Raw genomic sequence first — 23,184 nt, 5'->3', positions numbered from 1 at the left:
GGCAATCGCGTATGAATGACACGTCAATTCTGCATTGTTGTCACGCCTCGACGATTGCCTATTTGCGTCTGCCGGTCGAGGTCATCGATTCCCGCATCGAGCGCGCGCTGCTGGTATTTGGCAACAAAAGCATTGAGCACGCGCGGCGGCGTGTCATTCGTTTCATCCATGATCACGCGCCGCAGATGGCTGACCAGGTTGGCGGTATCGGCAGGCTTGACCTTGACCTGCCGCGCACCGCTGGAGGCTTGCGGCGCCGCCTTGTCGGCAGCCTGCGCCATGGGGTTGCCACCAATAAACGCCAGCGCCGCGCACAGGGCCAGCGCCGGGAACGTCGTCGGGTAAGGCTTGCTTGGTTGCATAAGAACTTTCGCCAAGTGAATGGCATGCGACTCCCGCCTCACGCCTGGAGTTTATATTTTTTGACAATTTTTTATTGTATCGGGGAATTTTTTATCCAGGAGCACGATTGCATCGGCGGCGCCGCATTGCGGTGGCGCCGCGCATGTACTATCTTGATAGTTGCCCAGGACAGAAGGCAGCGACCTGCCCCTCCTCACAAAGGTGGGGCTGATCGCTGCGCAACACCGCCCTTACCCAGTTCCGCACCTGCACGCCTGCGGCACACTGATGTAATCAGGATTGGGGGCAAGCATGCACACAGGGACAGGGACAGTCACCGCGGATGTGGGCAAACTGATCGGCGCCATGTACGACTCGGCCTGCGGCACGGGCGACTGGCCGCAGCTCGACAACGCTGGACTGAACGGCCAGCAATGGCAGGAACTCCTGCCGCATCTGCAACGCGCGCTGTGCCTGCAGCAACGCCTGCGCGAGGCGCAACTGGCCAGCCATTGCGCCCTGGCGGCGCTCGACGCCATGGGCGCGGCCGTGCTGGTGCTCGATGGCAACCTCGCCTTGCGCTTCGCCACCCCCGCCGGACACGCCCTGCATGCGGCGCAACTGGAACACGCGGCCCCGCCCGCCCTGGTGCGCGCCGTGCGCCTGGTGATCGCCAGCGCCGGTGGCGCAGCGCAATGCCAGTCGCTGCGCCTGCCGCGCAAGCAGCAAGCGCCGCTGGCCCTGACCGTCACCCCGCTTGCCGATTGCCAGCCCACCTGCGCCCTGCTGATCGCGCGCGACCCCACGAAAACGTGCACGTCCGTCCCTGCCTTGCGCCAACTGTTTGATTTGACGCAAGCCGAGGCGCAAGTGGGCAAGGCGCTGGCGCAGGGAGCCACCATCGAAGAAATCGCCGAACAGGGCGGCATCAGCGTCAACACCGTCAAGACGCATCTGCACCACACCTATTTAAAGACGGATACGCGGCGCCAGGGCGAGCTGATCGCCCTGATCCACGGCGCCACGGCGCACCTGGCCGTACTCGATGCATGAGGCCGTGTCATCCGATCGGATGATGCGCGCTGCATATTGCCTGACTACACTGGCAAGACCGGCAGCCCGCGCCTTGCCAGACTGACAGCAGCGCTTGCGGACCAGCCGGTTCGGTTTCCCTGTCACCCACATCAACATCGCCGCGCCGGCAGCGGAACGGCACCACAGTTCAAGGATGGGTAAAGAAATGAAAACATGGATCTTGGCCGGCACCCTGGGCGTCTGCGCCCTGCTGGCAAATGCACAAACGCTCCCCGACAACCAGACCGTCGTCGTTCCCGGCGGACGCCTGCAAACGATCGAATTGCCGGCACACAGACATTTCATGAGTGCGGAAAGGTTTGCCCCGTTCCGCGGCGGCTATGAGTTATCGAACGGACAAGTGCTCTACCTGCGCAATGCGGGCAACATCGGCGCCATCATGTACGCGCGCATCAATGACCAGGAAGAACACCGCATCGTCGCCACCGGCAGCGACAGCTTCGTGGCGCTCGACCAGCAGCTGGCCATGCGCATCGACTTGCGCGACGACGGCAGCGTGGGCGGCGAAGTGCTGATGCGGGTACCCGCCGAAAAACTGGCCAGCGGCGAAATTGTGCCCGCCCATGTGCAAAGCATGAGCCTGGCATCGCGTTAGGGCGGCAAGCCGCATGCCGCATGGGTGACAGCCATGAGCAAACAGTATTCTGTGCAACAGCAAAACGCGCTGACCCAGGCCGCCATCAAGCAGACGGCGGCCTGGTGGCGCGCCCGTCCCCTGCCCGACGCCTTGCGCCAGTGCGCGGCCAGCCATGGCGTGGCGCTGGGCACGGCCCTCATGCTCGACCTGAAACTGGCCTGCCCCGGCATGCCCGCCGTGTACGGCAAGCTGCTGAGCGCCGATGGCCACTTCATTCATTTCGAGATGGACCTCGACGACGACTTGCGCCCCCTGCCCGGCAGCGTGGCGTGGGACGACATCAGCGCCGGCTACGACCTGGCCGCCCACAAACGGGGCACGGGCGTGGGATATGGTGTGCTGTGCAAGAAAGTGTTGCAGGAATTGAATCGCGGCGCGCGCTAGCGGAACCGTTGCCGGCGCATGCTATGATCGGCGCCCCGTTCATGAGACAAATGGCAACGCTACATGCAGCATCCATCCGGCAACAACCCGATCCCGGCGCTGCTGCGCCGCGTCCTGCGCCTGCTGGCCTGGCCCTTGCTGGCCCTCGTCAGCGCCGCCTGCACCAGCACGACGCGCCATCCTGCCAGCGAGCCCACGCAAGTCATCCTGCGCTTTACCTTTGACGATGGCAAGCCGATGCGGCATGAAGATCACATGGTCATGGCGCGCCAGGAAACGTATACCAAGTACTGCAGCAAGATAGGCAGCACCAGTGTCTGCGATGTCGGCATCGATATACTGTATGCAAGCGCCGACGCGCCGCTCGACGCCACTGGCGAAGTGCGCGTCACCCTGCGTTCGACCGGCCCCATCGGCGACCTGCCGACCGAACGCTGCATCAATGGCAAGTCCTACCTCTTTAATTCCGGCGACTGGATACGCGGTCCGTTTCACCATGGGCAGGTGATCGAGATCCGCTACAAGATAAGTCCATTGAAGATGGCATGCCCGAGGTCGGAGAGCGCACCGCCGTGGTGGGACAAGGATTAAGCTAGCCCGGTGCTTACTGCAGCTCGAACTCCGCCGGAGTCAAGCCCAGCTCGCGCGCGATCTTGCTGGCCACGCGCTGCTCGTTGGCGTCGAAATTGCCGTCCGATGAAGCGACGGCGATGATCATGCGCACCAGCAAGCGCGACGCCTCCACATTCGACTTCATCTTGCCCAGCGCCTGATACGCCTTGGCTTCGCCGATATCCTTGTCGAACTCCAGCTGGCCGACATATTCCTGGAAAGCCTTGATCACATCCGTGGTGGTAAACACGGACAGCGCGTCATTGCTTTCAATAAACTTCACCATCTTCTGCTTCTCTTCCGCACTGACGCTGCCGTCGGCCATGGCGATCAGGGCCGAGCCCGCCATCGCGGCATTCAGGAAATCCTTGTTCTTGTACTTCAGTGCCTCGGTTTTCAGTTCGCTGGCTTTGCTCTTCAGTTTGGACAAAAAAGAATCGAAACTCATGGTGTACCTCCGGGTTGGTTGGTGCATGTTCAGCGGCAAGAAATGCCGCCACCTGGGATAGTTGAGGGTGCAAGCTTGAAATACAAGCAAGGGACGAGCAACAAGCACGCCACTGAGCGCGCCGCGTTTGCCGATCGCCATGCCTTGCCCTGAAAAACAACTGCAATCCAACACCAATTGAGCCACACGCAACGTTAAATAATTTGCAGTTGAAAAATAAGTAACTTCATGGCAGCATGGAATTACATTTTCTTCACTGCAAGGTTGTGATGGACAAGCAATTGCTGTTGATTTGCGCACTGACGTTCATCATCCACATCATCGGCACCCTCGCCTATTCCGTGCGCATCGCCGGCATCCGCACGCGGCGCATCGCCGTGTCCCTGGCCCTGTTCAGCATTTTGATGCTGCTGTCGCGCACATCGAATTCCTTCCTCGGGCCATTCCTCGCCAAGCGCGTGGAAACGGGAATCGACCAGCACGTGGCCGCCAGCACGCTGTTGGGCGACTTCCGCTGGCTGCTGTTCTCCGCCAGCCTGGCGACGATACTGGGCGCGATACTGATCCCCACCTTCCAGCGCGCCTTCTGCCGCGCCGTCGAACATTTCCAGGTACACAGGTCGGTATCGAAACTGCTGCTGCACGCCGTCTTCAAGGGCGGCTTGTCCTACCTCAAGACTTCCGCCAGCCTGCCCAAGCCCGCCAACGTCACGGGCCTGCGCGAAAAATCCGGCGTCTCCATCTCCATGACCGCCATGAACGTCATCGCCACGGCCCTGTGGACGGTGGGCGTCTTCGCGGCACTGTACGCAGGCGTGCTGGACCCCAGCGTGCGCGTCACCTCCAGCACCCTGTCATCGATCATCAACGGCGGCGCCACCATCATGATGGCCGTCTTCATCGACCCGCACATGTCGGGCATGACGGATGACGTCATCGAAGGCAAGATCGAAGAATCGCAGTTCAGACGGGCGGTGGTGTGGCTGGTGGGCAGCAGATTGGCGGGCACGCTGATTGCGCAGTTTTTACTGGTGCCGTCGGCGATGGTGATTGTGGGGGTGGCGAAGGGATTGTGATTTCCCACGCCGATAAGCTACTTAAAAAGCAACACAATGAAATTGATTATATAAAATCACTAAAATCAACTGCAATTACAATAGCGAGATAAATCATGAAAATAGATAATCTAGTTGATGCAATACCTATAGAAGACTACAAGAATAAAGAAGAAGGGCTTGAAAATAAAGAAAAGCCTTTCACCATACACTTAAGTGCCTTCTATACATCAAAGAAGATTGCCAACTTATCAGGACTATTAAGCGTAGACATTAAAGATGTTGAAACCCTAGAAATCGATAAAACTTTTGAACTTGATGGAATTATTTATATCAAGAAAAAACCTACAGATGAAACAAGACCAATATGGGCGAATTATCTTGATAAAATACATGGAAAAAAAGTTCCCGGACTAGAAACACTTTCATCATCAGCTGTTTTACTGCTGCGACTAGAAGATGGAATTATTGCCTTTTCGTTCGGATATGGCAGATATTTATTAAATGACGATGATTTATCTAGTGATTTCGGAATTAAAGCTGCGTTAAACACATTAAATCACGACACATTGCGTTCAGTTGATCTATTATCTCTTGACGTCGCACCAATTCAGAAAAGAAGTCAAGCAACAAAAAGTTCAAACATAAATGATTTTGGTGTAGACGTTAGTAGAGATGTATTGAAGGCAGTAACAGGCGATGCAATAAAAGGAATACCATGGCATGGAATATCAGGCAGTGGCGGACACTATAGTTTCTCTGCCACAATTTTCAATTACTCAGAATTATTTGATATTGCCAAAGAAGTAGCAAAAAAGTCATTGCAACCTGATTACAAGGACAGATTTGCTTGGGTTGATAATATACAAAGAATTAAAAATGGCGCAGAAATTGAAAAGCTAAATATTGCCCTACTGGAAAAACTTAAGGCAAAGGATACCGAAAAAATAAAACTCACCTTGCCAAGCATCATTGATTGGGGTGATATATTTGGTTTTTCTTATACAAATTCAAAAAAAGAATACAAGTCCAGCCCTGATATATCTGACTATTACTTAACCAATCCACCCGATGAAATATCAATCAAGAAATTAAAATCGCATAGACTTTTTTGCCACCAAAGTAAAGAGGTCGAAGCAACCTCCTTCTCCATATACGACTGTATTTACTTTGAATATTCAGACGGCGACAAATTACACATACTATTTGACAAAGAGTGGTTTACCATAGATCAAGATTACATTAAAAGAGTCAACGATGCGCTAAACCTTATACCGATATCAGAAATTGCGTTCCCAAAAGTAAAGATGATTCCGAAGGAGAAAAATGAAAAAATCAGAAAAGACTCCAAAGATGCTATCCCAAAGAAAGAAAGTAACAATATTTACGAGTCTGAAGGCGACTACAATATAAGAGTTTCTGCCTTATTAGAGTGCGATCTGCTAGACAAGAAATTAGTTAAGTCCGATTCAAGCGCCTCGCCAATCGAGGTTTGCGATTTATTGATGGGAAATAAATTCATTCATGTAAAACATAAGAAGGGTAATTCCAGTGGATTGAGTCATTTATTTGCACAAGGAAGAGTTGCAGCAGAGCTATTAATATCAGACCAGAAATTTAGAACAAACGCCAGAGCTAAGCTAAAGTATAAATCCAAAAAACTTATTCCAGAAATAAAATTTATGGCAAAAGACTATGAAGTGGTTTTTTTAGTGCTAGGGGCAAAATGTGCCTCAGTTAGAGAGGACCTGCCTTTTTTCAGTAAAATAAACTTGGTTGGCGCCTATCGAAGCTTATCTGAACGGCAATACTCAGTATCTATCGCCGGCACGGATATAGAGGAAGTCGCAATACTGTAATTATTTTACTCCACAAGAAAAAAGCCGCTGTCTCCCGACAGCGGCTTTCTCATTCTTACCCCAGCAGCAGCGCCTTGAACTCCAGCGCTGCCCTGCAAGCGAACTAATTACCCCACAAACTTCCGCGCATTCCTGAACATGCGCATCCACGGCGAATCCTCGCCCCATGCTTCAGGGTGGTAGGACTGCTGCACGCTGCGGAACACGCGCTCCGCGTGCGGCATCAGCACGGTGAAGCGGCCGTCTGGCGTGGTGACGGAGGTGATGCCTTCCGGCGAGCCGTTCGGGTTGTACGGATACGCTTCGGTAGCAAAGCCCTTGTTGTCGACGAAGCGCATGGCTTTGCTGACTTGGGTGATGTCGCCCGTTTGCGAGAAGTCGGCGTAGCCTTCGCCGTGGGCGATGGCGATGCCGGCTTGGGTACCGGCCATGCCGTTGAAGAAGATCGATGGGGAATCCATCACTTCGACCATGGCAAAGCGGCCTTCGAATTTCTCCGACTTGTTGCGCGTGAATTTAGGCCAGGCGTGGGCGCCAGGGATAATGGATTTCAAATTGCTCATCATCTGGCAGCCGTTGCAGATACCGAGGCCGAAGCTGTCCGTGCGGTTGAAGAAGCGCGCGAACTGTTCCGCCAGGCTGGCGTTGAACAAAATCGTTTTCGCCCAGCCTTCGCCCGCGCCCAGCACGTCGCCGTAGGAGAAGCCGCCCACAGCAATGACGCCCTGGAAGTCGTCCAGCTTAACGCGGCCCGCAATCAGGTCGCTCATGTGCACGTCGACGGCCGTGAAACCTGCCTGGTGCATCACGTACGCCGTCTCGATGTGCGAGTTGACGCCCTGCTCGCGCAGGATGGCGACGCGCGGACGCACGCCCGTGGCGATGAATGGCGCGGCGATGTTCTCGCTCTGGTCGAAGGTGACGATCGGCGACATGCCCGGATCTTGCACGTCCAGCAGGCGGTCATATTCGGCGTCCGCGCAGGCCGGATTGTCGCGCAGGCGGGCGATGCGCCAGCTCGTTTCGCTCCACAGGCGGTGCAGGTCTGCACGCGGCTGGGTGTAGATCAGCTTGGCGTCGCGCGTGAATTCGATCACGTCGCGGTCGTTCAATTTGCCGATGATATGGCTGCAGGCGCCCAGGTTGAAGGTGCGCAGCACGTCCATGACGAGCGATTTTTCTTCCGCGCGCACCTGGATGACGGCGCCCAGCTCTTCGCTGAACAGGGCGCGCAGGGTCAGTTCGTTGCGGCGTTCCGCTACCTGGCCCGTCCAGTTCTTGGCGTCGCCCCAGTCGCTCGAGTGCTCGCCTTCCATGGTCAGCATGTCCAGGTTGACGGACATGCCCGTGTGGCCGGCGAAAGCCATTTCCGTCAGGGTGGCGTACAGGCCGCCGTCCGAACGGTCATGGTAGGCCAGCAACTTGTCGTCGCTATTGAGCTTTTGAATGGCGGCGAAAAAGCCTTTCAAGTCTTCCGCGCTGTCCACGTCCGGCGTTTCATTGCCCAGCTGGCCCATGACTTGCGCCAGCGCCGAGGCGCCCAGGCGGTTCTTGCCGCGACCCAGGTCGATCAGAATCAGCGACGTGTCGCCCTTGTCCGTCTTCAGCTGCGGCGTGAGCGACTTGCGCACGTCCGTCACTGGCGCGAACGAGGAGACGATCAGGGACACCGGCGACGTGACGGATTTCGCCGCGCCCGTGCTCTCGTCTTTCCACGTCGTGCGCATCGACAGCGAATCCTTGCCGACGGGGATGCTGATGCCCAGCGCCGGGCACAGGTCCATGCCGACGGCTTTTACCGTGTCGTACAGGGCCGCGTCCTGGCCAGGCTGGCCGCAGGCGGCCATCCAGTTGGCGGACAGTTTGATGTCGGAGATGTCGCCGATGGCTGCTGCGGCGATGTTGGTGACGGCTTCGCCCACGGCCATGCGGCCCGAGGCGGCGGCGTCGATGACGGCCAGCGGCGTGCGTTCGCCCATGGCCATCGCTTCGCCCAGGTAACCTTCAAAGCTCATGGTGGTGACGGCGCAATCGGCCACCGGCACTTGCCATGGTCCCACCATCTGGTCGCGCACGGTCATGCCGCCCACGCTGCGGTCGCCAATGGTGATGAGGAAGGATTTGTCGGCCACGGTCGGCAGCAGCAGCACTTTTTGCGCTACATCAACCAGGTCCATGCCGGTGAGATCAATGGCGGGGAAATCGTTGGCCACGTGGACCACGTCGCGCTGCATCTTCGGCGGTTTGCCCAGCAAGACGTCCATCGGCATGTCGACCGGCTCGTTGCCCAGTTCCGGGTCGATCAGCTTCAATTGACGCTCTTCGGTGGCCACGCCCACGGCGGCGAACAGGCAGCGTTCGCGTTCGCACATGGCCTTGAACAGCGGCAGGCTTTCCGGCGCGATGGCGAGAACGTAGCGTTCCTGCGATTCATTGCTCCAGATTTCCTTCGGCGCCATGCCCGATTCTTCCAGCGGCACCTTGCGCAGGTCGAAAATCGCGCCGCGCTTGGCGTCGTTGGTGATTTCCGGGAACGCGTTCGACAAGCCGCCCGCACCCACGTCGTGGATGGAGATGATCGGATTGTCCGCGCCCATTTGCCAGCAGGCGTTGATGACTTCCTGGGCGCGGCGTTCCATTTCCGGATTGCCGCGCTGGACGGAGTCGAAGTCCAGGTCGGCCGTGTTGCTGCCGGTGGTCATCGACGAGGCGGCGCTGCCGCCCATGCCGATGCGCATGCCCGGGCCACCCAGCTGCACCAGCAGGCTGCCGACGGGGATGTCGTTCTTGTGCGTGTGCTGCGCCGAGATATTGCCGATGCCGCCGGCGATCATGATCGGCTTGTGGTAGCCGAAGACGGCGTCTTTGTCCGTGCCGACGTTCTGCTCATACGTGCGGAAGTAGCCGCCCAGGACCGGACGGCCGAATTCGTTCGAGAACGCGGCGCCGCCCAATGGGCCTTCGATCATGATTTGCAGGGGCGAAGCGATGCGTTCCGGTTTGCCGTATTGATCTGCATCAGTACGCGCGGCCAATGGCGCCGTCACGGAAGCGGCCGTTTCCCAGCTGCGCACGGCGTCCGGCAGCGACAAGTTCGATACGGTGAAACCCGTCAAACCGGCTTTCGGCTTGGCGCCGCGGCCCGTCGCGCCTTCGTCGCGAATCTCGCCGCCCGCCCCCGTCGAGGCGCCGGGGAAGGGAGAAATGGCCGTCGGGTGGTTATGCGTTTCCACCTTCATCAGGGTGTGCGTCAATTCCGTCGATGCCGCGTATTCATGCTTGTCGCCGCGCGGGTAGAAGCGCGACACGGTCGCGCCTTCCATGATGGACGAGTTGTCGCTGTAGGCGACGACGGTGCCTTTCGGCTGCAGTTCATGCGTGTTCTTGATCATGCCGAACAGGGACTTGGGCTGCGCCACGCCGTCGATGGTCCAGTCGGCGTTGAAGATCTTGTGGCGGCAATGCTCGCTGTTCGCCTGCGCGAACATCATCAGTTCCACGTCCGTCGGGTTGCGGCCGGCCTTGGTGAAGGCGGCGTCCAGGTAGTCGATTTCGTCTTCCGACATCGCCAGGCCCAGTTCCGTGTTCGCCGTTTCCAAAGCAAGCTTGCCCTGCCCCAGCAAGTCGATCGATTCCAATGGGCGCGCTTCCAGGGTGCGGAACAGGTCCTTGGCGTCGTCCGCGCTGCGCAGCACGGATTCCGTCATGCGGTCGTGCAGCAGGTCGGCCACGGCTTGCACCTGCTCGTCCGTCAATTTGCCGGCGCCGATGGCGCTGCCCAGGATGCCCGATTTCAGGTTGATGCGGAAAGCGATGCCGCGTTCGACGCGCTTGATGTGCGCCATGCCGCAGTTGTGCGCGATGTCCGTGGCTTTCGAAGCCCACGGCGAAATCGTGCCGAAACGGGGGATGACGAAGAATTCTTCGGCAGCGCCTTCCGTATTGTCAGCCTGGGCCGGCTCGCCGTACGTCAGCAAGGCGCCAAGGCGCGTGCTGTCGTCGTTGGTGAGAGGCGCGCTGGCATCGATGAAATGGACATAGCGTGCTTGCACGGCAACAATCGCAGGCGAAACGGCTTGCAGTTGGCTTAACAGACGGTGGCTACGGAAATGGGACAGGGCATTGGAACCCGGCAGTATCAACATGATTGGAAGGTGGTTGATGCAGCGTGGCTGCGGGTTAAAGGTAGGTATGACAATATCTTTCGTACGGCAAATTTCCTTTGCGCGCATTATACCCGTTTTACCCCTGCCTTATGACCGGAACTTGGGCCTTTGCCACCCTTTTGCCCCGCACAGCGGCCATTTATGACGCGACAACAACACCGTCAGCCGACGATCAGGCGATCACGTAGCGGTTCTTGCCCTGCCGCTTGGCCAGGTACAGCGCCTCGTCGGCCAGCCGGTAGCTGTGGCCCAGCTCCTTGCCCCGGTCCAGCTCGGCCACGCCCACGCTGATCGACACAAACTGTGCCGCATGGAAAGCCTGACTGACGGCCTCGACCAAGGCGCCGGCAAAGGCGCGCGCAGCGTCGCGGTCGCCCGCGTAGACGATGCCGAACTCCTCGCCGCCCAGGCGCCCGCACAGATGGCCTTGCGCCTTGTCGGCGATGATGGCGGCCGTGCGTACCAGCACCTCGTCGCCCGCATCGTGGCCCTGCTGGTCGTTGATGATCTTGAAATCGTCGATATCGATCATCAGGAAGTACAGCATGCCGCCGTGCGGCGCGCCATGCATCTGCTGGGCGCGCTGCGTGAACATGCGGCGGTTGTTGAGGCCCGTCAAGCCGTCCTGGAAAGCCAGCCGCGTCAATTCCACCTTGGAGTGATAGTTGCGCAAACGCAATAAACTGAAGCTGACATTCAGCGCAAGCCCGAACAGCACGCTGACGGCGATCATCAGCGGCGCCCAGGATTCGTCTGGCAAGCCCGCGTTCACCGGATACAAGCCGTGGCCCACGTTCCACCACACGCCGGCCACGACGGCCAGGTAACTGAGGCCGCCATTGAAGATGGAGGCGATGGCCAGGGTCATGAAAACGCCCACGGGCAAGACCCAGAAGCTGGCGTGATGGACGGCGTCGGCCATGGTGCGCAAGCCGAAGGTCAGGGTCAGCACGGCGCAGGCGCCCGTAATGGTCAGCACGGGCAAGGTGGTGCAGCGGTAGCGCACGATCAGGCTCGTCAACATGCCCAGCAGCGCCAGCACGGCGTGCGAGAAGTTCGGATGATAGGGATCGGGCATCAGCAGCCAGGTCAGGCTGTAGGCGATGATGCCCAGCAGCTGCGTCACCATGCCGACCCGGTGCAATTCCGCGAAATACGTGTGCTGCTGCTCGCTGTTGCCGCCAAAAGCGAGGGGGACGGCAATGCGCCGCAGGGTACTCATGGAAGGAAGGCGCATCACGAAGGCTGGATTTTCTCTGGTAAAGGTAAAACGCCAGCGGTCACGTCACGGTGAAACTCTGCGTCTGCGCCACATCGCGCCTGCTTGCGGCTGATATATTAATACAAACAGAATACCCGCTCCCTGGCGCCTCCGCAAGACTCATGTGCATGCCGTCAGGCAATGACATAGCGGTTCTTGCCCTGGTGCTTGGCCTGGTACAGCGAGGCATCGGCCAGGCGGTAGCTGTGCGCCAGCTCCGTGTCGCAGGCCAGCTCGGCAATGCCCACGCTGATCGACACGGCCTGCCCCGGATTGAAGGCCAGGTAGACGGCATCGACGAGGCTGGCGGCGAACTGGCAGACGGCGCGCCGGTCCCCCGCGTAGACGATGCCGAACTCCTCGCCGCCCAGGCGTCCGCACAGGTGGCCGCCGCAGGCATCGGCGATGATGCCCGCCGTCTTGACCAGCACCACGTCACCCGCGTCATGGCCCAGGGTATCGTTGATTTTCTTGAAATTGTCGATATCGATCATGAGGAAGTACATCGGTTGCGGCCGCTGCTGCAATTGCTGCGTCAATTCCGTAAAGCGGCGGCGGTTATTCAAGCCCGTCAAGCCATCCTGGTAGGCCAGGCGGGTCAGCGCCTCCCTGGCGCGGAAGTCGCGCAGGCGCAACAGATTGAAACTGATGCTGAGGACCAGGCCGAACAGCATGCTGTAGACGATCAGCAAGTTCGCCCAGGCCGCATGCGCCATGGCGGGATCGATCGGGAAATGGCCGTAGCCCAATATCAGCCAGACTGCCGCGGCAACGATGAGATACACGACGCAGCCATTGAAGATGGGCGCCGCCAGCAGCACCATGAACACGCCCACGGGCTGCATCCAGAATTCCGCCTGCCCCGCCGCCTCCGCCAGCAGGCGGAAGCAAAAGGCAATGGCGCACATGCCCACGGCGCCCCCCAGTTTCAGCACCCAGATGGCGCGCGCGGCCACATTGATGCCGATCGCCAGCACGATGCCGGCCAGCGCATACACCAGCGCGCCCCTGTCGAGCGTATTCACATGGGGAATAAAAGCCCACACGAACAAGATACTGGCCAGGCCAAAGGACTCGCTGACGACGGCCATGCGGCGCAATTCGGGAAAATACTTCTCGGCATGCGCCCGTCCTCCGCCGAAAAGCAGGTGGTGCAGGGTTTGCCTGCGAGTGTCGGTCAAGTACATGGCGGCTTTCCAGGCGTGGTGTCAGGCATGAGCGAACGCAAAAGGTTGCTTTTAGGATACCCCGCGCCTGCCCTGCCCGCAAGCGCGCACGCCTGCCGTGTCGCGCCGCGCGCACTCGCCTGCATTTTGTTAGCGATTTGCACTGGCTTTGCAGTATGCTGACAAATAGTAATATTATTAGACCGTCGTACCATCGAGCCGCAGAGCCATACACAGATGAACGAGAGCTGAACAATGCCAGAAACTAGCGACTTATCTGTCCTGATCGTCGACCCGAACCCCAGCATGCGGGGCAATCTGCACAATATGCTGAACCAGGCGGCCATCACCAAGGTGGAATATGCCGTCAATTCCGGCACGGCCATCCGCTTGCTGACGAAGAAACCGTTCGACATCATCCTGTGCGAATACGATCTTGGTAGTGGCACGGATGGCCAGGATGGCCAGCAATTGCTGGAAGACTTGCGCCACCACAAGCTGATCGGCCTGTGGACGATCTTCATCATGCTGACTTCCGAAGCCATCCACAGCAAGGTGATCAGCGCAGCCGAACTGACCCCGTCCGACTACATATTAAAGCCGTTCACCGTCGACGTGCTGAGCGGACGCATCGCGCGCGCCATCGAGCGGCGCGCCATGTTCCTGCCCACCTACCAGCTGATCGACAAGGGCGACTTGCGCGAAGCCGTGAAAAGCTGCCGCGCGGCCGAGCTGCAGCATCCGCGCCTGGCGGCCGATTTCACCCGCCTGCGCGCCGAGCTGCACCTCACCCTGGGCGAATGGAAGGAAGCGGAACAGCTGTACGCCGACATGCTGGCCACGCGCCCCATGGCCTGGGCCCACCTGGGACTGGCGCGCACCCTGTTCGAGCAGCAGCGCCACGAAGAGGCGCAGGATGCGCTGCTGGAACTGGTGGAAATCTATCCCCGCTTCATGGCCGCCTACGACTTGCTGGCGAAGAACCACGAAGCCATGGGCCAGCAGCTGCAGGCCAAGAAAATCCTCGAAGACGCGGTGGCCATCTCGCCGCACATGGTGCGCCGCTTGCGCCACCTGGGCGGCATCGCGTATGACACGGGCGACATCGGCGCTGCCGAACGGGCGTATAAACAGGTCGTGACGAAAGCGAAGTACTCCGAATTCCGCGATCCGGAAGACCACGTCAACCTGGTGAAGACGCTGGTGAAGAAAGGCGATGCGCCGCAGGCGAGCGGCGTGCTGCGCGACATGGAGCGCTCGCTGCGCGGCGGCGCCAACGTGGAAGCGTGCCGCGCCATCTCGGCCGCCATGCTGCATGAATTGTCGGGCAACGACATCGCCGCCGCCAGCGAACTGCAGCTGGCCGCCGCCGCGCTGGATACGGCGCGGGGCCTGTCGACGCAGCTGAAGGTGGGCCTCGTGCAAAGCTGCCTGAAGAACAACCTGGAACAGGCGGCGTCCGACGTCATGATGAAACTCGTCAACGAAGCGGACAGCGAAGTGACGATGGAAGCGGCCGTGGACGTGTTTGAAAAGGCGGGCCGCCATGATCTGGCGCAAGGCATGGGCCAGCAGATCACGAACCAGGTGCAGGAACTGATGCAGGATGCGGCCAGCAAGTCGGAAAGCGGAGAGCTCAAGGGCGCCGTCTTCGTGCTGCGCCAGGCCCTGCGCAAGACGCCGGGCAACCTGCCCGTGCTGTTCGCCTCCGTCGACGCCATCTTGCGCCAGCTCAATATGCTGGGCTGGGAAGCGCCGCTGGCCGAACAGGCGCAGCACCAGATGCAGGTGATCCGCAAGATCGACCCCAAGCATCCGAAGCTGGAGTCGCTCAAGCAGCAGTATGCGGCCACGCAGCACAAATATGGTATTGCGACCTGAGTGGAGGGACGCGCTGCAAACCTGCTGCGCAGCCCACTCTCGGGTTGGCGTTGCTCACCGTACTAAAGTACGGCTGCGCTGCTCAACCCGAGAGTGGGCTTGCTCGCGACGGTTTTCAGAGGCGTCGTGACGTGCGTTGGCGTCAAAAACGCGCAGGTCGGATTAGCGAGCGGCGCGCGCTTCTTCGCGGCCATGTCCGGCGGCTTGTATCAAGGCTCTCCCCTGAGCGTGTAGACCGGCTTCTCGGATTCGCCTTTTTCCGCCATCGCAAGCACGCGCTGCAGTTCCTTGCGCTCGCTGCCCTCCTTGGACGATGACACCAGGTTGCGCAGGATGGCGACATGCGCCGCCTGCAGCGCCTGCGCCGCGGGCACGGCGATGTCCGGTTTCACGCCGACGTGCTCCCAGTTGGTTTTGGTGACGACATTGGTCGTGCGCGCGGTCGGGATCGAGACGATGATGTCCTGCCCCAGGTTGTACCAGCTCACGGGATTGGAGCCGCCGCCGGTGGTTTCCCCAACCACCGTGCCGCGCTTCTGCGCCTGGATGCCATAGGAAAAGTCCTCTCCGGCGGAAAACGTGCGGGCCGAGGTCAGCACGTACACGGGCTTGTCGTAACGCTGTGCGACCGTCTTCACGGTCCAGAACTGCCGCGTCAGACCGGTCGGGCGATCGTACATGTCGATCAGGTGACGCTCGTCGCCGAGCGGGAAGAAATGACTCATCAGGTAAGCCACGCTGGCCGGGCTGCCGCCGCCGTTGCGGCGCAGGTCGAGGATCAGCGCATCCGTCCCCGCCATGAGCGACATCGCCGCCGTGTACGCCGCGCCGACGTATTCCGGGCCGCCGAAGCCGCGCAGCTCGATATAGCCGACGTTGCCGGGAAGGCGCTCGATCTTCTCGATGTCGTAGCCGCGCCGCGCGGTCTGGTCGCGCCATTCGTCCGTCTTGGCGCGGCTAGGCAGCTCGGGGTTGGCGCTGCGCTCGCGAAGGCCTTCGTACACCGCAGTGCCGAAATGCAAGTCGCCGCTCAATTCCCGCAAGTCCTTCGCCAGCGCCGTACTGAACGCCTGGGTGTTGGTGGCGCTCGCATAGCCTCCTTCGGCATTTTTCCTGGCGATCGCAGTGCCGACCCGTTCGGCCACGGCCGGCTCGATGTAATTCGCGTTCATTTTCGCAACCAGTGTCTGCACGATCGCAGCGCGGCCGGACGCGTTCAACGCGGTGTCCGCCGCCGCAAAAGCCTGAAACGACACCAGCGTACCCAATACGACAGCTGCGACAAATTTCTTGCTACCTGACATACATTCCTCCAAGTTGGACTGCGAAGCGATTGATCGTTATGTGAAAAATACGCGTGATGCCCCCCGGGCGCGTCATCGAAGCGGCGCCTGGGCAGGCAAGCCTGCATCATTCGGGTTGATCGTCCAGGTGTGGCCGTGCCTGCGCCGGAGCGGTATCGAGCTGCGGCCCGCCGTCGCGCAGGCGCTGCAAGTTGGCGTCGCGGATGCGCGCGCCGAAGGAACGTGTCTCGAGTACGGCGATCGCCTGTCCGAGGCAGGCGGACAAGGGAAACGCCAGTTCCGCATCGAGGCTGTCGGCCGCCGATTTGGTCGCCTGCCAGCACACGCGCAGGCGCGGCAGCAGCGTTTCGCCAGTGGCGCTGAGGCGCACCACGCGCTGCCTGCCGTCTGCGCCGCCGGCGGCCACCGTCAACAGGCCTTTTTTCACCATCAGGGCCACCGTCTGCGTCGCGGCCGGCTGCGTGAGGCCGGCCAGGGCCGCCAGCTCGCCGATGGTCGCGCTAGCCTGCTCGGCCAGCACCCGCATCACCGGCGTATAGCGCGGCCGGTAGTCCAGCCCCGCGTCCACGTAGGCTTGCTCGACCGCGCCGTCCAGCAGTTCGATGAGATGTCGTAATTGTGTGCCGAGTCCAGGTTTCATGGAACCATGGTAGCACCATTTACATAAGAGCTTATATAAATATTTTACATATTTGAAAACGCTAGCGGCAGCCGCCGCCGGAGGCTGCCGCGTGGAACCCAGGAAGGTGAGAGACGAGATGAGGTGGAAAACGGATGGATGGCGTCTGGGGCCAACGGGGCATCCCCGCCCTGACGGATGGCTTAGGATGCCCTGCCCGACCGGGCTGGCATCAGCAGCGCGCCAGCTATTGCGCGCTACAAGTCATCGCCTGCATTTACGCCAGGTTATAGACTGTTTCCAGGACCGCGATTGTCAGCGCGGCAATTTGTACCGTATCAGCAGCGTAGGTCCCTTGCCGCCGGATGGCGTCAGCAGTATCTCGTCACCGGGCAGCATCTCTTCATACATCACCGTGCAGCAAGTCGGCATCGAGTGGCCGCGCGCCGGATACACGCCGACGTCGGTGTGCAGGGTTGCAGCGCGCACGTCCACGCTGGTCTTGCCGGCCTTTCCCTCTTCTTGCAGCAGTTTGCGCAATGCGGTGACGAAATCCCCTTTGCTGAGCCTGGCAGGCGTCTGGCTGGCTTGCGGGCGCGCGGTTGCGTCGTTTTTCATGGCAGTTTCTTTCAGTGTATACATTCCCGCCACTATATCATCCGCCCTCTGGCGGCATCACGCCAACATAGACGCCAGCCCTGGCCGCTTAAGCTCTGCTGATGGTGCGCTCCGGCGGAACTCGCAGGCAGGTGACTCTTATTTCTTTCCGAGGCAGGTGCAACAGGCCGGCTTAGCTAAAGTCCAACATGATTAAAATAGTACTCGATGGAGTGTCGTAGAACATCAAAAGTTTATCTGCTCCATGGTCCCGATAGCGATATCCAACCAATATCCCAATTAATCGATATCGCTGCCCCTGTTCGTTTAGCGGATGAGTGAAGTTGACGCCATTAACCGTCTCGTCCTCGCGCATCATCCGAGATGGCCTGAATCCCCATTTAGCCACCTCATCAGGCAAGGAGAGATCGTTGGTCCAGTTGCCGGCCAGGGCATTTCCTCCAAAAGCGGTGCCCCAACCAAAGCTGTCAGATTGCCTATTCATGAGACCCTGCTCATGCCATGCGCGCCTACGCTCGGCATAGCTTTTGTTGGCCTCCCCGTACCAAAAATCAGCCTCCACATCATGCTCCCGATTAATCGCAAAATAGCGCCAATCCCCGGCGAATCGATACTTTGATCCTATCCGAACGAACTTAATCCATGCTTCGCCACAGTGAGGACCGTAGTAATCCGTGCTGCCTTCGCCCAAAGCACCATCATACGGCTCTATGGGCAAGACGAAGTGGAACTGCCCCGTCCACGTAGGGTCGACCTGTGCTGCGGGTATGGTTAGAATAGGATGGAACACTTTCAGATGGAGCCCGACGTCTTCCATAAAGACGTCGTCTGGATCAGGATAGGGCACGAATCCGGGAGGGACTACTAAATTTTGAGCCATTGATGATGCAACCTTATGTAAATAGTGACTTACATAAGCCAGACGTTTCTCGGAGATGGAAACCGCATTTATTTTGCATCATTATGCAAAAATATTTTTTTGGATTGCAACGGGTTCACACGACACCGCAGAATTGCTCATCAACATCGCCGAAAGCCGGCCAACCGCATCCCGGTCGCGCAGATCGGATTAACAGGGCCGCCGAAGCACGCAAGCGCGTCATCCGAATACCAGCGGCCAACAGACTCTTCTCGGATTACGGTCCTATCGGGCCGACTCCGCCTTGCGCGCCACCCTTGCCACCACCAGCTCGATCAGCTCCGCGATCAAGGGCCGGAACGTAGCCGCATTGCCGCCCTGCCCCAACATGACGGTGCGCGTGGTCAGGTGCGAAAAGACGGCGTCGAACAGGATCTGCGGCAGGTTGGAAAACGAGGTATCGGCCGCGATGCGGCCCTGGGCGCGCTGCTGTTCCAGCAGGCGCAAGATCAGCGCATGCCACACTTGCGGACCGTGTTCGTACCAGGTCAGGCCCACGGCCGGCACGGCGGCCGCGCCCGTGACGACGAGGCGGTAGAAATCCACGTGGCGGGGGCTGGTGACGACGGCCACCAGTTCATCGAGGATCAGCTGCAAGCCCTGTTCCAGGCCCGCTTGCGAGGTATCGAGGCGGCGCAGGTCGATGATGAAATCGGCGCACAGGTATTCGACCACCGCCACCAGCAATTCCTGCTTGCTGCCGAAGTAGCGGTAGGCCGTGGCCTTCGAGCCGCCCGCCACGGCCACGATGGCGTCCATGCTGACGCCGTCGTAGCCGGAAGCGAGGAAGAGGTCCGCCGCCGCCACCAGCAGCTTGCGCCGCCGCTCCTCGCTTCGGGTACTCGGGGAAGCTGGAACGGTGCGCAACTGGGGCATGAAGCAAACTCTTACTGTGTCTTGGGAAGCGCGTATGCTATCACGTAATCTCCCCGGTCCGGGCTCTGGCGGGCGCCGCCCGCCGCCACCACGACATACTGGCGGCCCGACTTGGGCGACACATACGTCATCGGCGTGCCTTGCGAACCGACCGGCATGCGCGCCTTCCACACTTCGCGTCCCGTCGCGATATCCATGGCGCGCAGATAGTAATCCTGCGTGCCCGCATAAAACACGAGGCCCGACGCCGTGCTCACGCCGCCGCCCAGGGTGGGCATGCCCAGCGGGATGGGCAGCCGCGCGCGCACACCGTTGATGACGGCATCCTGCACGGTGCCGGCCGGACGTTCCCACACTTTCGTGCGCGTCTTCAAATCGATGGCGGCGAACACGCCCCACGGCGGGCTTTGGCAAGGTATGCCCAGCGGTGAATTGAAGGCTTTGTGGTCGATGACGAAGGGCGTGCCATCCATCGGATAGGTGCTGCCCACGCCGTGGCCCGACGTCAGCTTGGCCACGTCCACCGTTTCGCGCGGCACCAGCTTGACCACTTGCGGCATGCGGATATCGTTGACGAACATATAGCCATTGCTTTCATCGACGGCCGCGCCGCCCCAATTGAAGCCGCCGTAGTAGCCTGGATAAATCAAGGTCTCTTGCGTGCTTGGCGCCGTGAACTCCCCTTTGTAATTGAGCTTGCGGAAGCTGATGCGGCAGGCCAGCTGGTCGAAGAAGGTGGCACCCCACATGTCGCGCTCCGTGAGGGTTTCCGCGCCCAGGGCCGGCATGCCGGTGGAGTATGGCTGCGTCTTTGCCACCCAGTCGCCGGCCGCGTGCTCCTGCGGCACGGCTTTTTCGATGACTTCGGCAATCGGCTTGCCCGTGCGGCGGTCCAGCATGAAGATCTGGCCACGCTTGGTCAGCTGCACCAGTGCGGGAATCTTGCCGCCCTTGCCGTCCGGGACGTCGTACAGGGCCGGCTGCGCCGCCACGTCGTAATCCCAGATGTCGTGGTGGACGGTCTGATACGTCCAGCGTTCGCGGCCCGTGGCCATGTCGAGGGCGACGATGGCCGACGCGTATTTTTCCGTCAGCGGCGGGCGCTTGCCGCCCCAGAAGTCCGGCTGCTCGTTCCCCGTCGGCAGGTAGACGAGGCCCAATTCGTCGTCGAAGGCCGGGGTCGACCACATGTTCGGCGTGCTGCGCGTGTAGGTCTGTCCTTCCGGCGGCAGCTTGGTGATGGCCGGATTGCCCAGGTCCCAGGCCCACACCAGTTCCCCCGTGTCGGCGCTGTACGCGCGCACGACGCCCGACGGTTCATCGGTGGAGCGGCCGTCGAAGACCCAGCCGCCGAGGATGATCAGATTGCGCGCCACCGTGGGCGCGGACGTGTAGGCGTAGTACGGCACGTTCATTTTCACCTTGCCCAGGCCGACGGTGAGATCGACGGAACCCTTGTCGCCGAAGCCCTCGCACTGCTTGCCCGTCTGCGCGTCGATCTCGATCAGGCGCGCATCCATGGTCACTTGCACGATGCGCTTGGCGCACGCGCCCGCCGCCGGCGCGCCGGCCGCCTGCATGCCCTCGACACGGAACGGCTTTGTCACTTTGGCCGGCTCGTAATAGCCGACGCCGCGGCAGCGGTTCCACGTTTTGGTGTTAACCGGCTTCGGATCGAAGGTCCAGCGCTCCTTGCCCGTGTCCGCGTCCAGCGCAATGACCTTGCTGGTCGGCGTGCACGTATAGAGGGTGTCGCCGATCTGCAGCGGCGTATTCTGCGATTCGGACGCGCCCTCGGCCAGCTCGCCCGTGCGGTAGCGCCACGCCACCTGCAGCTGCTCAACGTTGGCCTTGTCGATCTGCGTGTACGGCGCGAAGCGCGTGCCTTTCGGCCCATGGCCATAATGCGCCCAGTTGGCGCTGCCGTCATTGACGGGCGTCACGGTATCCTGCTGCGGCTGCGCGGTGGCTTCCAGCACGCCGTGCGGCTGGAACATGGAGGCAAAGCCGGCCACCAGCACGACGGCAAACAGGGCCGCGAAGCCGCGCGACTGGCCACCGTGGCCACGGCCTGCCAGCCACGGATGCAGCAAGGCGGCCACGAGGCCGATGACGAGGAACGGCGCCAGGCGCGGCACCATGGGCCAGAAGGCGAAGCCGATTTCCCACACGGCCCACAGCAAGGTAGCCAGCACCAGCGCGGCGACCACGCCACTGGCCAGCGGCTTGCGGCGCCAATACAGCACGCCTGCCAATATTAAACCGAGACCGGCCAGCAGGTAATACCAGGAACCGCCGAGGGTAATGAGTTCGATGCCGCCCGCCGCCAGGGCCAGGCCGGAACATCCGAGAAAAACGCCAAAAACCGCCAGGGCAATGCGCTTGCCCCTGGAGACCGCCGGGATCGCCGCCGCTCCATTCTTTGTTGAAGTGTCCATTTTTTATCCATGACGCCTCCCCTGCCCAGGCCAACATGCGGGGATGGCTGATTTTTTAAATCTACGTAGTGAAACTGTACTGTACGGTTTCATTTTATGCCGATTTTTGACGCAAGGAAAGAAAAATTGACAAGGGAGCTTGATTTTTGGCGGGGATGGAATGGTGATGCTGCGGCAGCATGCCGGTGTTGACCTGGAGCGTGCTCCGCCGGAACGCCCGAAAAACGCCCAGGGCTAGACGCCGCGTCGAAGACAGTACGAATAGTACGGCGAGACGCGGCAACAACGCCCTGGGCTTTTTCTCGGGTGTTCCCCTTTTATTCCGCGAGCGACGCCATGTCGATGACGAAGCGGTAGCGTACATCGCTCTTGACGACGCGCTCGAACGCCTCATTGATATCCTGGATGCGGATGATCTCGATGTCCGACACGATGTTGTGCTTGCCGCAGAAATCCAGCATTTCCTGGGTTTCCTTGATCGAGCCGATCATGGAACCGGACAGGCTGCGGCGGGCGCCCACCAGGCCGAAGGCGCTGATCGGCGGCACGGCGCCGTCCGGGATGCCGACGATGACCATGCTGCCATCGACCTTCAGCAGGTTGATGTACTGGTTCCAGTCGATCGAAGCGCCCACGGTGCAGATGATCAGGTCGAAGGTACCGGCCAGTTTGCTGAACGTTTCCGCATCGTTGGTGGCGTAGTAGTGATCGGCGCCCAGGCGCAGACCGTCTTCGCGCTTCGACAGGGTCTGGCTCAGCACCGTCACTTCGGCGCCCATGGCGTGGGCGATCTTGACGCCCATGTGGCCCAGGCCACCCATGCCCAGGATGGCGACCTGCTTGCCGGGGCCGGCCTTCCAATGGTTCAGCGGCGAGTACAGGGTAATGCCGGCGCACAGCAGCGGCGCGGCCGCGTCCAGCGGCAGGTTGTCGGGAATCGACAGCACATAGCCTTCCTTGACGACGATGCTGTCCGAGTAGCCGCCCTGCGTGGCCGTCTTGCCATCGGCTTCCAGGCCATTGTAGGTCTGGATCAAGCCGGGCATGTACTGTTCCAGGTCCACGTTGCGGGTCTTGCAAGTGGTGCAGGAGTCGACGAAGCAGCCCACGCCCACGTGGTCGCCCACCTTGAACTTGCTGACGTTGGCGCCGACGGCCGTGACGACGCCGGCGATTTCATGGCCGGGCACCATCGGGAAGGCGGCGCCGCCCCATTCATCGCGCGCCTGGTGGATGTCGGAATGGCACACGCCACAGTATTTGATCGAGATGGCCACGTCGTCTTCGCGCGGGGCGCGACGCTCGAACGTGAACGGTTGCAGTGCGGAGGTCGGGCCCAGTGCGGCGTAGCCTTTGGCGATGGTGGTCATGAAAACTCCTGTATCTATGTGTGTGTAACGAGGGGGAACGCGTGCCATGCATGCGATTGCACAAGTGTGCCCGAGAAGCCGCCCCGCCGTTACCGCGATCCTGCAAGACCTTTGCACGATCCTCCAAATCTGCG

General features: G+C 60.3%; 19 protein-coding genes. 7 read left to right on the top strand and 12 right to left on the bottom strand.

What is annotated here, in order from left to right; translation table 11 throughout:
• Positions 1 to 23 precede the first annotated feature (23 nt).
• Positions 24 to 362: a hypothetical protein gene (locus O0881_RS01450; protein WP_289909768.1), complete on the bottom strand. Its 339-nt coding sequence runs from the start codon at positions 360 to 362 to the stop codon at positions 24 to 26.
• A gap of 292 nt (positions 363 to 654) precedes the next feature.
• On the opposite strand from O0881_RS01450, the gene O0881_RS01445 reads away from it, so the two are divergent.
• From O0881_RS01445 to O0881_RS01430, 4 genes are all read left to right on the top strand, one after another.
• On the top strand, positions 655 to 1,395 hold the full coding sequence (locus O0881_RS01445) for a LuxR family transcriptional regulator (protein ID WP_289909767.1): 741 nt from the start codon (positions 655 to 657) through the stop codon (positions 1,393 to 1,395).
• Between the two features lie 187 nt (positions 1,396 to 1,582).
• Positions 1,583 to 2,032: a hypothetical protein gene (locus O0881_RS01440; RefSeq protein WP_289909766.1), complete on the top strand. Its 450-nt coding sequence runs from the start codon at positions 1,583 to 1,585 to the stop codon at positions 2,030 to 2,032.
• A gap of 33 nt (positions 2,033 to 2,065) precedes the next feature.
• On the top strand, positions 2,066 to 2,458 hold the full coding sequence (locus O0881_RS01435; RefSeq protein WP_289909765.1) for a hypothetical protein: 393 nt from the start codon (positions 2,066 to 2,068) through the stop codon (positions 2,456 to 2,458).
• A gap of 63 nt (positions 2,459 to 2,521) precedes the next feature.
• Positions 2,522 to 3,049 (top strand): hypothetical protein, encoded by a 528-nt coding sequence (locus tag O0881_RS01430; protein ID WP_289909764.1) that lies wholly within the window; start codon positions 2,522 to 2,524, stop codon positions 3,047 to 3,049.
• Between the two features lie 13 nt (positions 3,050 to 3,062).
• Here the strand turns inward: O0881_RS01430 and O0881_RS01425 are convergent, their stop codons facing one another.
• Complete coding sequence (locus O0881_RS01425; RefSeq protein WP_211549426.1) at positions 3,063 to 3,518, bottom strand: tellurite resistance TerB family protein; 456 nt, start codon at positions 3,516 to 3,518, stop codon at positions 3,063 to 3,065.
• Positions 3,519 to 3,787: 269 nt separating this feature from the next.
• On the opposite strand from O0881_RS01425, the gene O0881_RS01420 reads away from it, so the two are divergent.
• Both O0881_RS01420 and O0881_RS01415 read left to right on the top strand, forming a co-directional pair.
• Positions 3,788 to 4,594 carry a lipid II flippase Amj family protein gene (locus tag O0881_RS01420; RefSeq protein WP_289909762.1) on the top strand — a complete coding sequence of 269 codons (807 nt, stop codon included), beginning with the start codon at positions 3,788 to 3,790 and terminating at the stop codon, positions 4,592 to 4,594.
• 95 nt (positions 4,595 to 4,689) lie between these two features.
• On the top strand, positions 4,690 to 6,432 hold the full coding sequence (locus tag O0881_RS01415) for a TIGR04141 family sporadically distributed protein (RefSeq protein WP_289909760.1): 1,743 nt from the start codon (positions 4,690 to 4,692) through the stop codon (positions 6,430 to 6,432).
• Between the two features lie 107 nt (positions 6,433 to 6,539).
• On the opposite strand, the gene purL is transcribed toward O0881_RS01415, so the two are convergent.
• The 3 genes from purL to O0881_RS01400 all read right to left on the bottom strand — a co-directional run bounded on the left by purL (position 6,540) and on the right by O0881_RS01400 (position 13,046).
• Positions 6,540 to 10,577 (bottom strand): phosphoribosylformylglycinamidine synthase, encoded by a 4,038-nt coding sequence (gene purL, locus O0881_RS01410; protein WP_289909758.1) that lies wholly within the window; start codon positions 10,575 to 10,577, stop codon positions 6,540 to 6,542.
• 193 nt (positions 10,578 to 10,770) lie between these two features.
• Complete coding sequence (locus tag O0881_RS01405; protein ID WP_289909757.1) at positions 10,771 to 11,835, bottom strand: GGDEF domain-containing protein; 1,065 nt, start codon at positions 11,833 to 11,835, stop codon at positions 10,771 to 10,773.
• A 158-nt stretch (positions 11,836 to 11,993) separates the two neighbouring features.
• Positions 11,994 to 13,046, bottom strand: a complete 1,053-nt coding sequence (locus O0881_RS01400) for a GGDEF domain-containing protein (protein ID WP_289909756.1) — start codon at positions 13,044 to 13,046, stop codon at positions 11,994 to 11,996.
• Positions 13,047 to 13,280: 234 nt separating this feature from the next.
• Here O0881_RS01400 and O0881_RS01395 point away from each other — a divergent pair, with 234 nt between their 5' ends.
• A complete protein-coding gene (locus O0881_RS01395) occupies positions 13,281 to 14,906 on the top strand; it encodes a response regulator (RefSeq protein ID WP_099664131.1) in 1,626 nt (541 codons plus the stop codon).
• 209 nt (positions 14,907 to 15,115) lie between these two features.
• Here O0881_RS01395 and O0881_RS01390 read toward each other — a convergent pair whose 3' ends face one another.
• From O0881_RS01390 to O0881_RS01360, 7 genes are all read right to left on the bottom strand, one after another.
• A complete protein-coding gene (locus tag O0881_RS01390; RefSeq protein ID WP_289909753.1) occupies positions 15,116 to 16,210 on the bottom strand; it encodes a S41 family peptidase in 1,095 nt (364 codons plus the stop codon).
• A 106-nt stretch (positions 16,211 to 16,316) separates the two neighbouring features.
• Entirely contained in the window at positions 16,317 to 16,850 is a 534-nt protein-coding gene (locus tag O0881_RS01385) for a helix-turn-helix domain-containing protein (RefSeq protein WP_289909751.1), read from the bottom strand.
• 294 nt (positions 16,851 to 17,144) lie between these two features.
• Complete coding sequence (locus O0881_RS01380) at positions 17,145 to 17,447, bottom strand: HNH endonuclease (protein ID WP_289909750.1); 303 nt, start codon at positions 17,445 to 17,447, stop codon at positions 17,145 to 17,147.
• A gap of 172 nt (positions 17,448 to 17,619) precedes the next feature.
• The gene (locus tag O0881_RS01375; protein WP_289909747.1) at positions 17,620 to 18,294 is read right to left on the bottom strand and encodes a hypothetical protein; all 675 of its coding nucleotides are present in this window, start codon (positions 18,292 to 18,294) and stop codon (positions 17,620 to 17,622) included.
• A gap of 297 nt (positions 18,295 to 18,591) precedes the next feature.
• The gene (locus O0881_RS01370; protein WP_289909746.1) at positions 18,592 to 19,242 is read right to left on the bottom strand and encodes a TetR/AcrR family transcriptional regulator; all 651 of its coding nucleotides are present in this window, start codon (positions 19,240 to 19,242) and stop codon (positions 18,592 to 18,594) included.
• 11 nt (positions 19,243 to 19,253) lie between these two features.
• A complete protein-coding gene (locus O0881_RS01365) occupies positions 19,254 to 21,680 on the bottom strand; it encodes a membrane-bound PQQ-dependent dehydrogenase, glucose/quinate/shikimate family (RefSeq protein ID WP_289909744.1) in 2,427 nt (808 codons plus the stop codon).
• 317 nt (positions 21,681 to 21,997) lie between these two features.
• On the bottom strand, positions 21,998 to 23,050 hold the full coding sequence (locus O0881_RS01360) for an NAD(P)-dependent alcohol dehydrogenase (protein ID WP_152257736.1): 1,053 nt from the start codon (positions 23,048 to 23,050) through the stop codon (positions 21,998 to 22,000).
• Positions 23,051 to 23,184 lie beyond the last annotated feature (134 nt).

It is taken from the genome of Janthinobacterium sp. SUN100 (assembly GCF_030397705.1).
Taxonomy (GTDB): Bacteria; Pseudomonadota; Gammaproteobacteria; order Burkholderiales; family Burkholderiaceae_D; genus Janthinobacterium; species Janthinobacterium kumbetense.
Note: the sequence above shows the minus strand (reverse complement) of the source record. Positions and strands in the feature narration are given on the sequence as shown.

Coding starts and splice junctions, on each gene's coding strand:
- O0881_RS01450 (WP_289909768.1), bottom strand. CDS start 362: ATGCAACCAAGCAAGCCTTACCCGACGACGTTCCCGGCGCTGGCCCTG.
- O0881_RS01445 (WP_289909767.1), top strand. CDS start 655: ATGCACACAGGGACAGGGACAGTCACCGCGGATGTGGGCAAACTGATC.
- O0881_RS01440 (WP_289909766.1), top strand. CDS start 1,583: ATGAAAACATGGATCTTGGCCGGCACCCTGGGCGTCTGCGCCCTGCTG.
- O0881_RS01435 (WP_289909765.1), top strand. CDS start 2,066: ATGAGCAAACAGTATTCTGTGCAACAGCAAAACGCGCTGACCCAGGCC.
- O0881_RS01430 (WP_289909764.1), top strand. CDS start 2,522: ATGCAGCATCCATCCGGCAACAACCCGATCCCGGCGCTGCTGCGCCGC.
- O0881_RS01425 (WP_211549426.1), bottom strand. CDS start 3,518: ATGAGTTTCGATTCTTTTTTGTCCAAACTGAAGAGCAAAGCCAGCGAA.
- O0881_RS01420 (WP_289909762.1), top strand. CDS start 3,788: ATGGACAAGCAATTGCTGTTGATTTGCGCACTGACGTTCATCATCCAC.
- O0881_RS01415 (WP_289909760.1), top strand. CDS start 4,690: ATGAAAATAGATAATCTAGTTGATGCAATACCTATAGAAGACTACAAG.
- purL (WP_289909758.1), bottom strand. CDS start 10,577: ATGTTGATACTGCCGGGTTCCAATGCCCTGTCCCATTTCCGTAGCCAC.
- O0881_RS01405 (WP_289909757.1), bottom strand. CDS start 11,835: ATGCGCCTTCCTTCCATGAGTACCCTGCGGCGCATTGCCGTCCCCCTC.
- O0881_RS01400 (WP_289909756.1), bottom strand. CDS start 13,046: ATGTACTTGACCGACACTCGCAGGCAAACCCTGCACCACCTGCTTTTC.
- O0881_RS01395 (WP_099664131.1), top strand. CDS start 13,281: ATGCCAGAAACTAGCGACTTATCTGTCCTGATCGTCGACCCGAACCCC.
- O0881_RS01390 (WP_289909753.1), bottom strand. CDS start 16,210: ATGTCAGGTAGCAAGAAATTTGTCGCAGCTGTCGTATTGGGTACGCTG.
- O0881_RS01385 (WP_289909751.1), bottom strand. CDS start 16,850: ATGAAACCTGGACTCGGCACACAATTACGACATCTCATCGAACTGCTG.
- O0881_RS01380 (WP_289909750.1), bottom strand. CDS start 17,447: ATGAAAAACGACGCAACCGCGCGCCCGCAAGCCAGCCAGACGCCTGCC.
- O0881_RS01370 (WP_289909746.1), bottom strand. CDS start 19,242: ATGCCCCAGTTGCGCACCGTTCCAGCTTCCCCGAGTACCCGAAGCGAG.
- O0881_RS01365 (WP_289909744.1), bottom strand. CDS start 21,680: ATGGACACTTCAACAAAGAATGGAGCGGCGGCGATCCCGGCGGTCTCC.
- O0881_RS01360 (WP_152257736.1), bottom strand. CDS start 23,050: ATGACCACCATCGCCAAAGGCTACGCCGCACTGGGCCCGACCTCCGCA.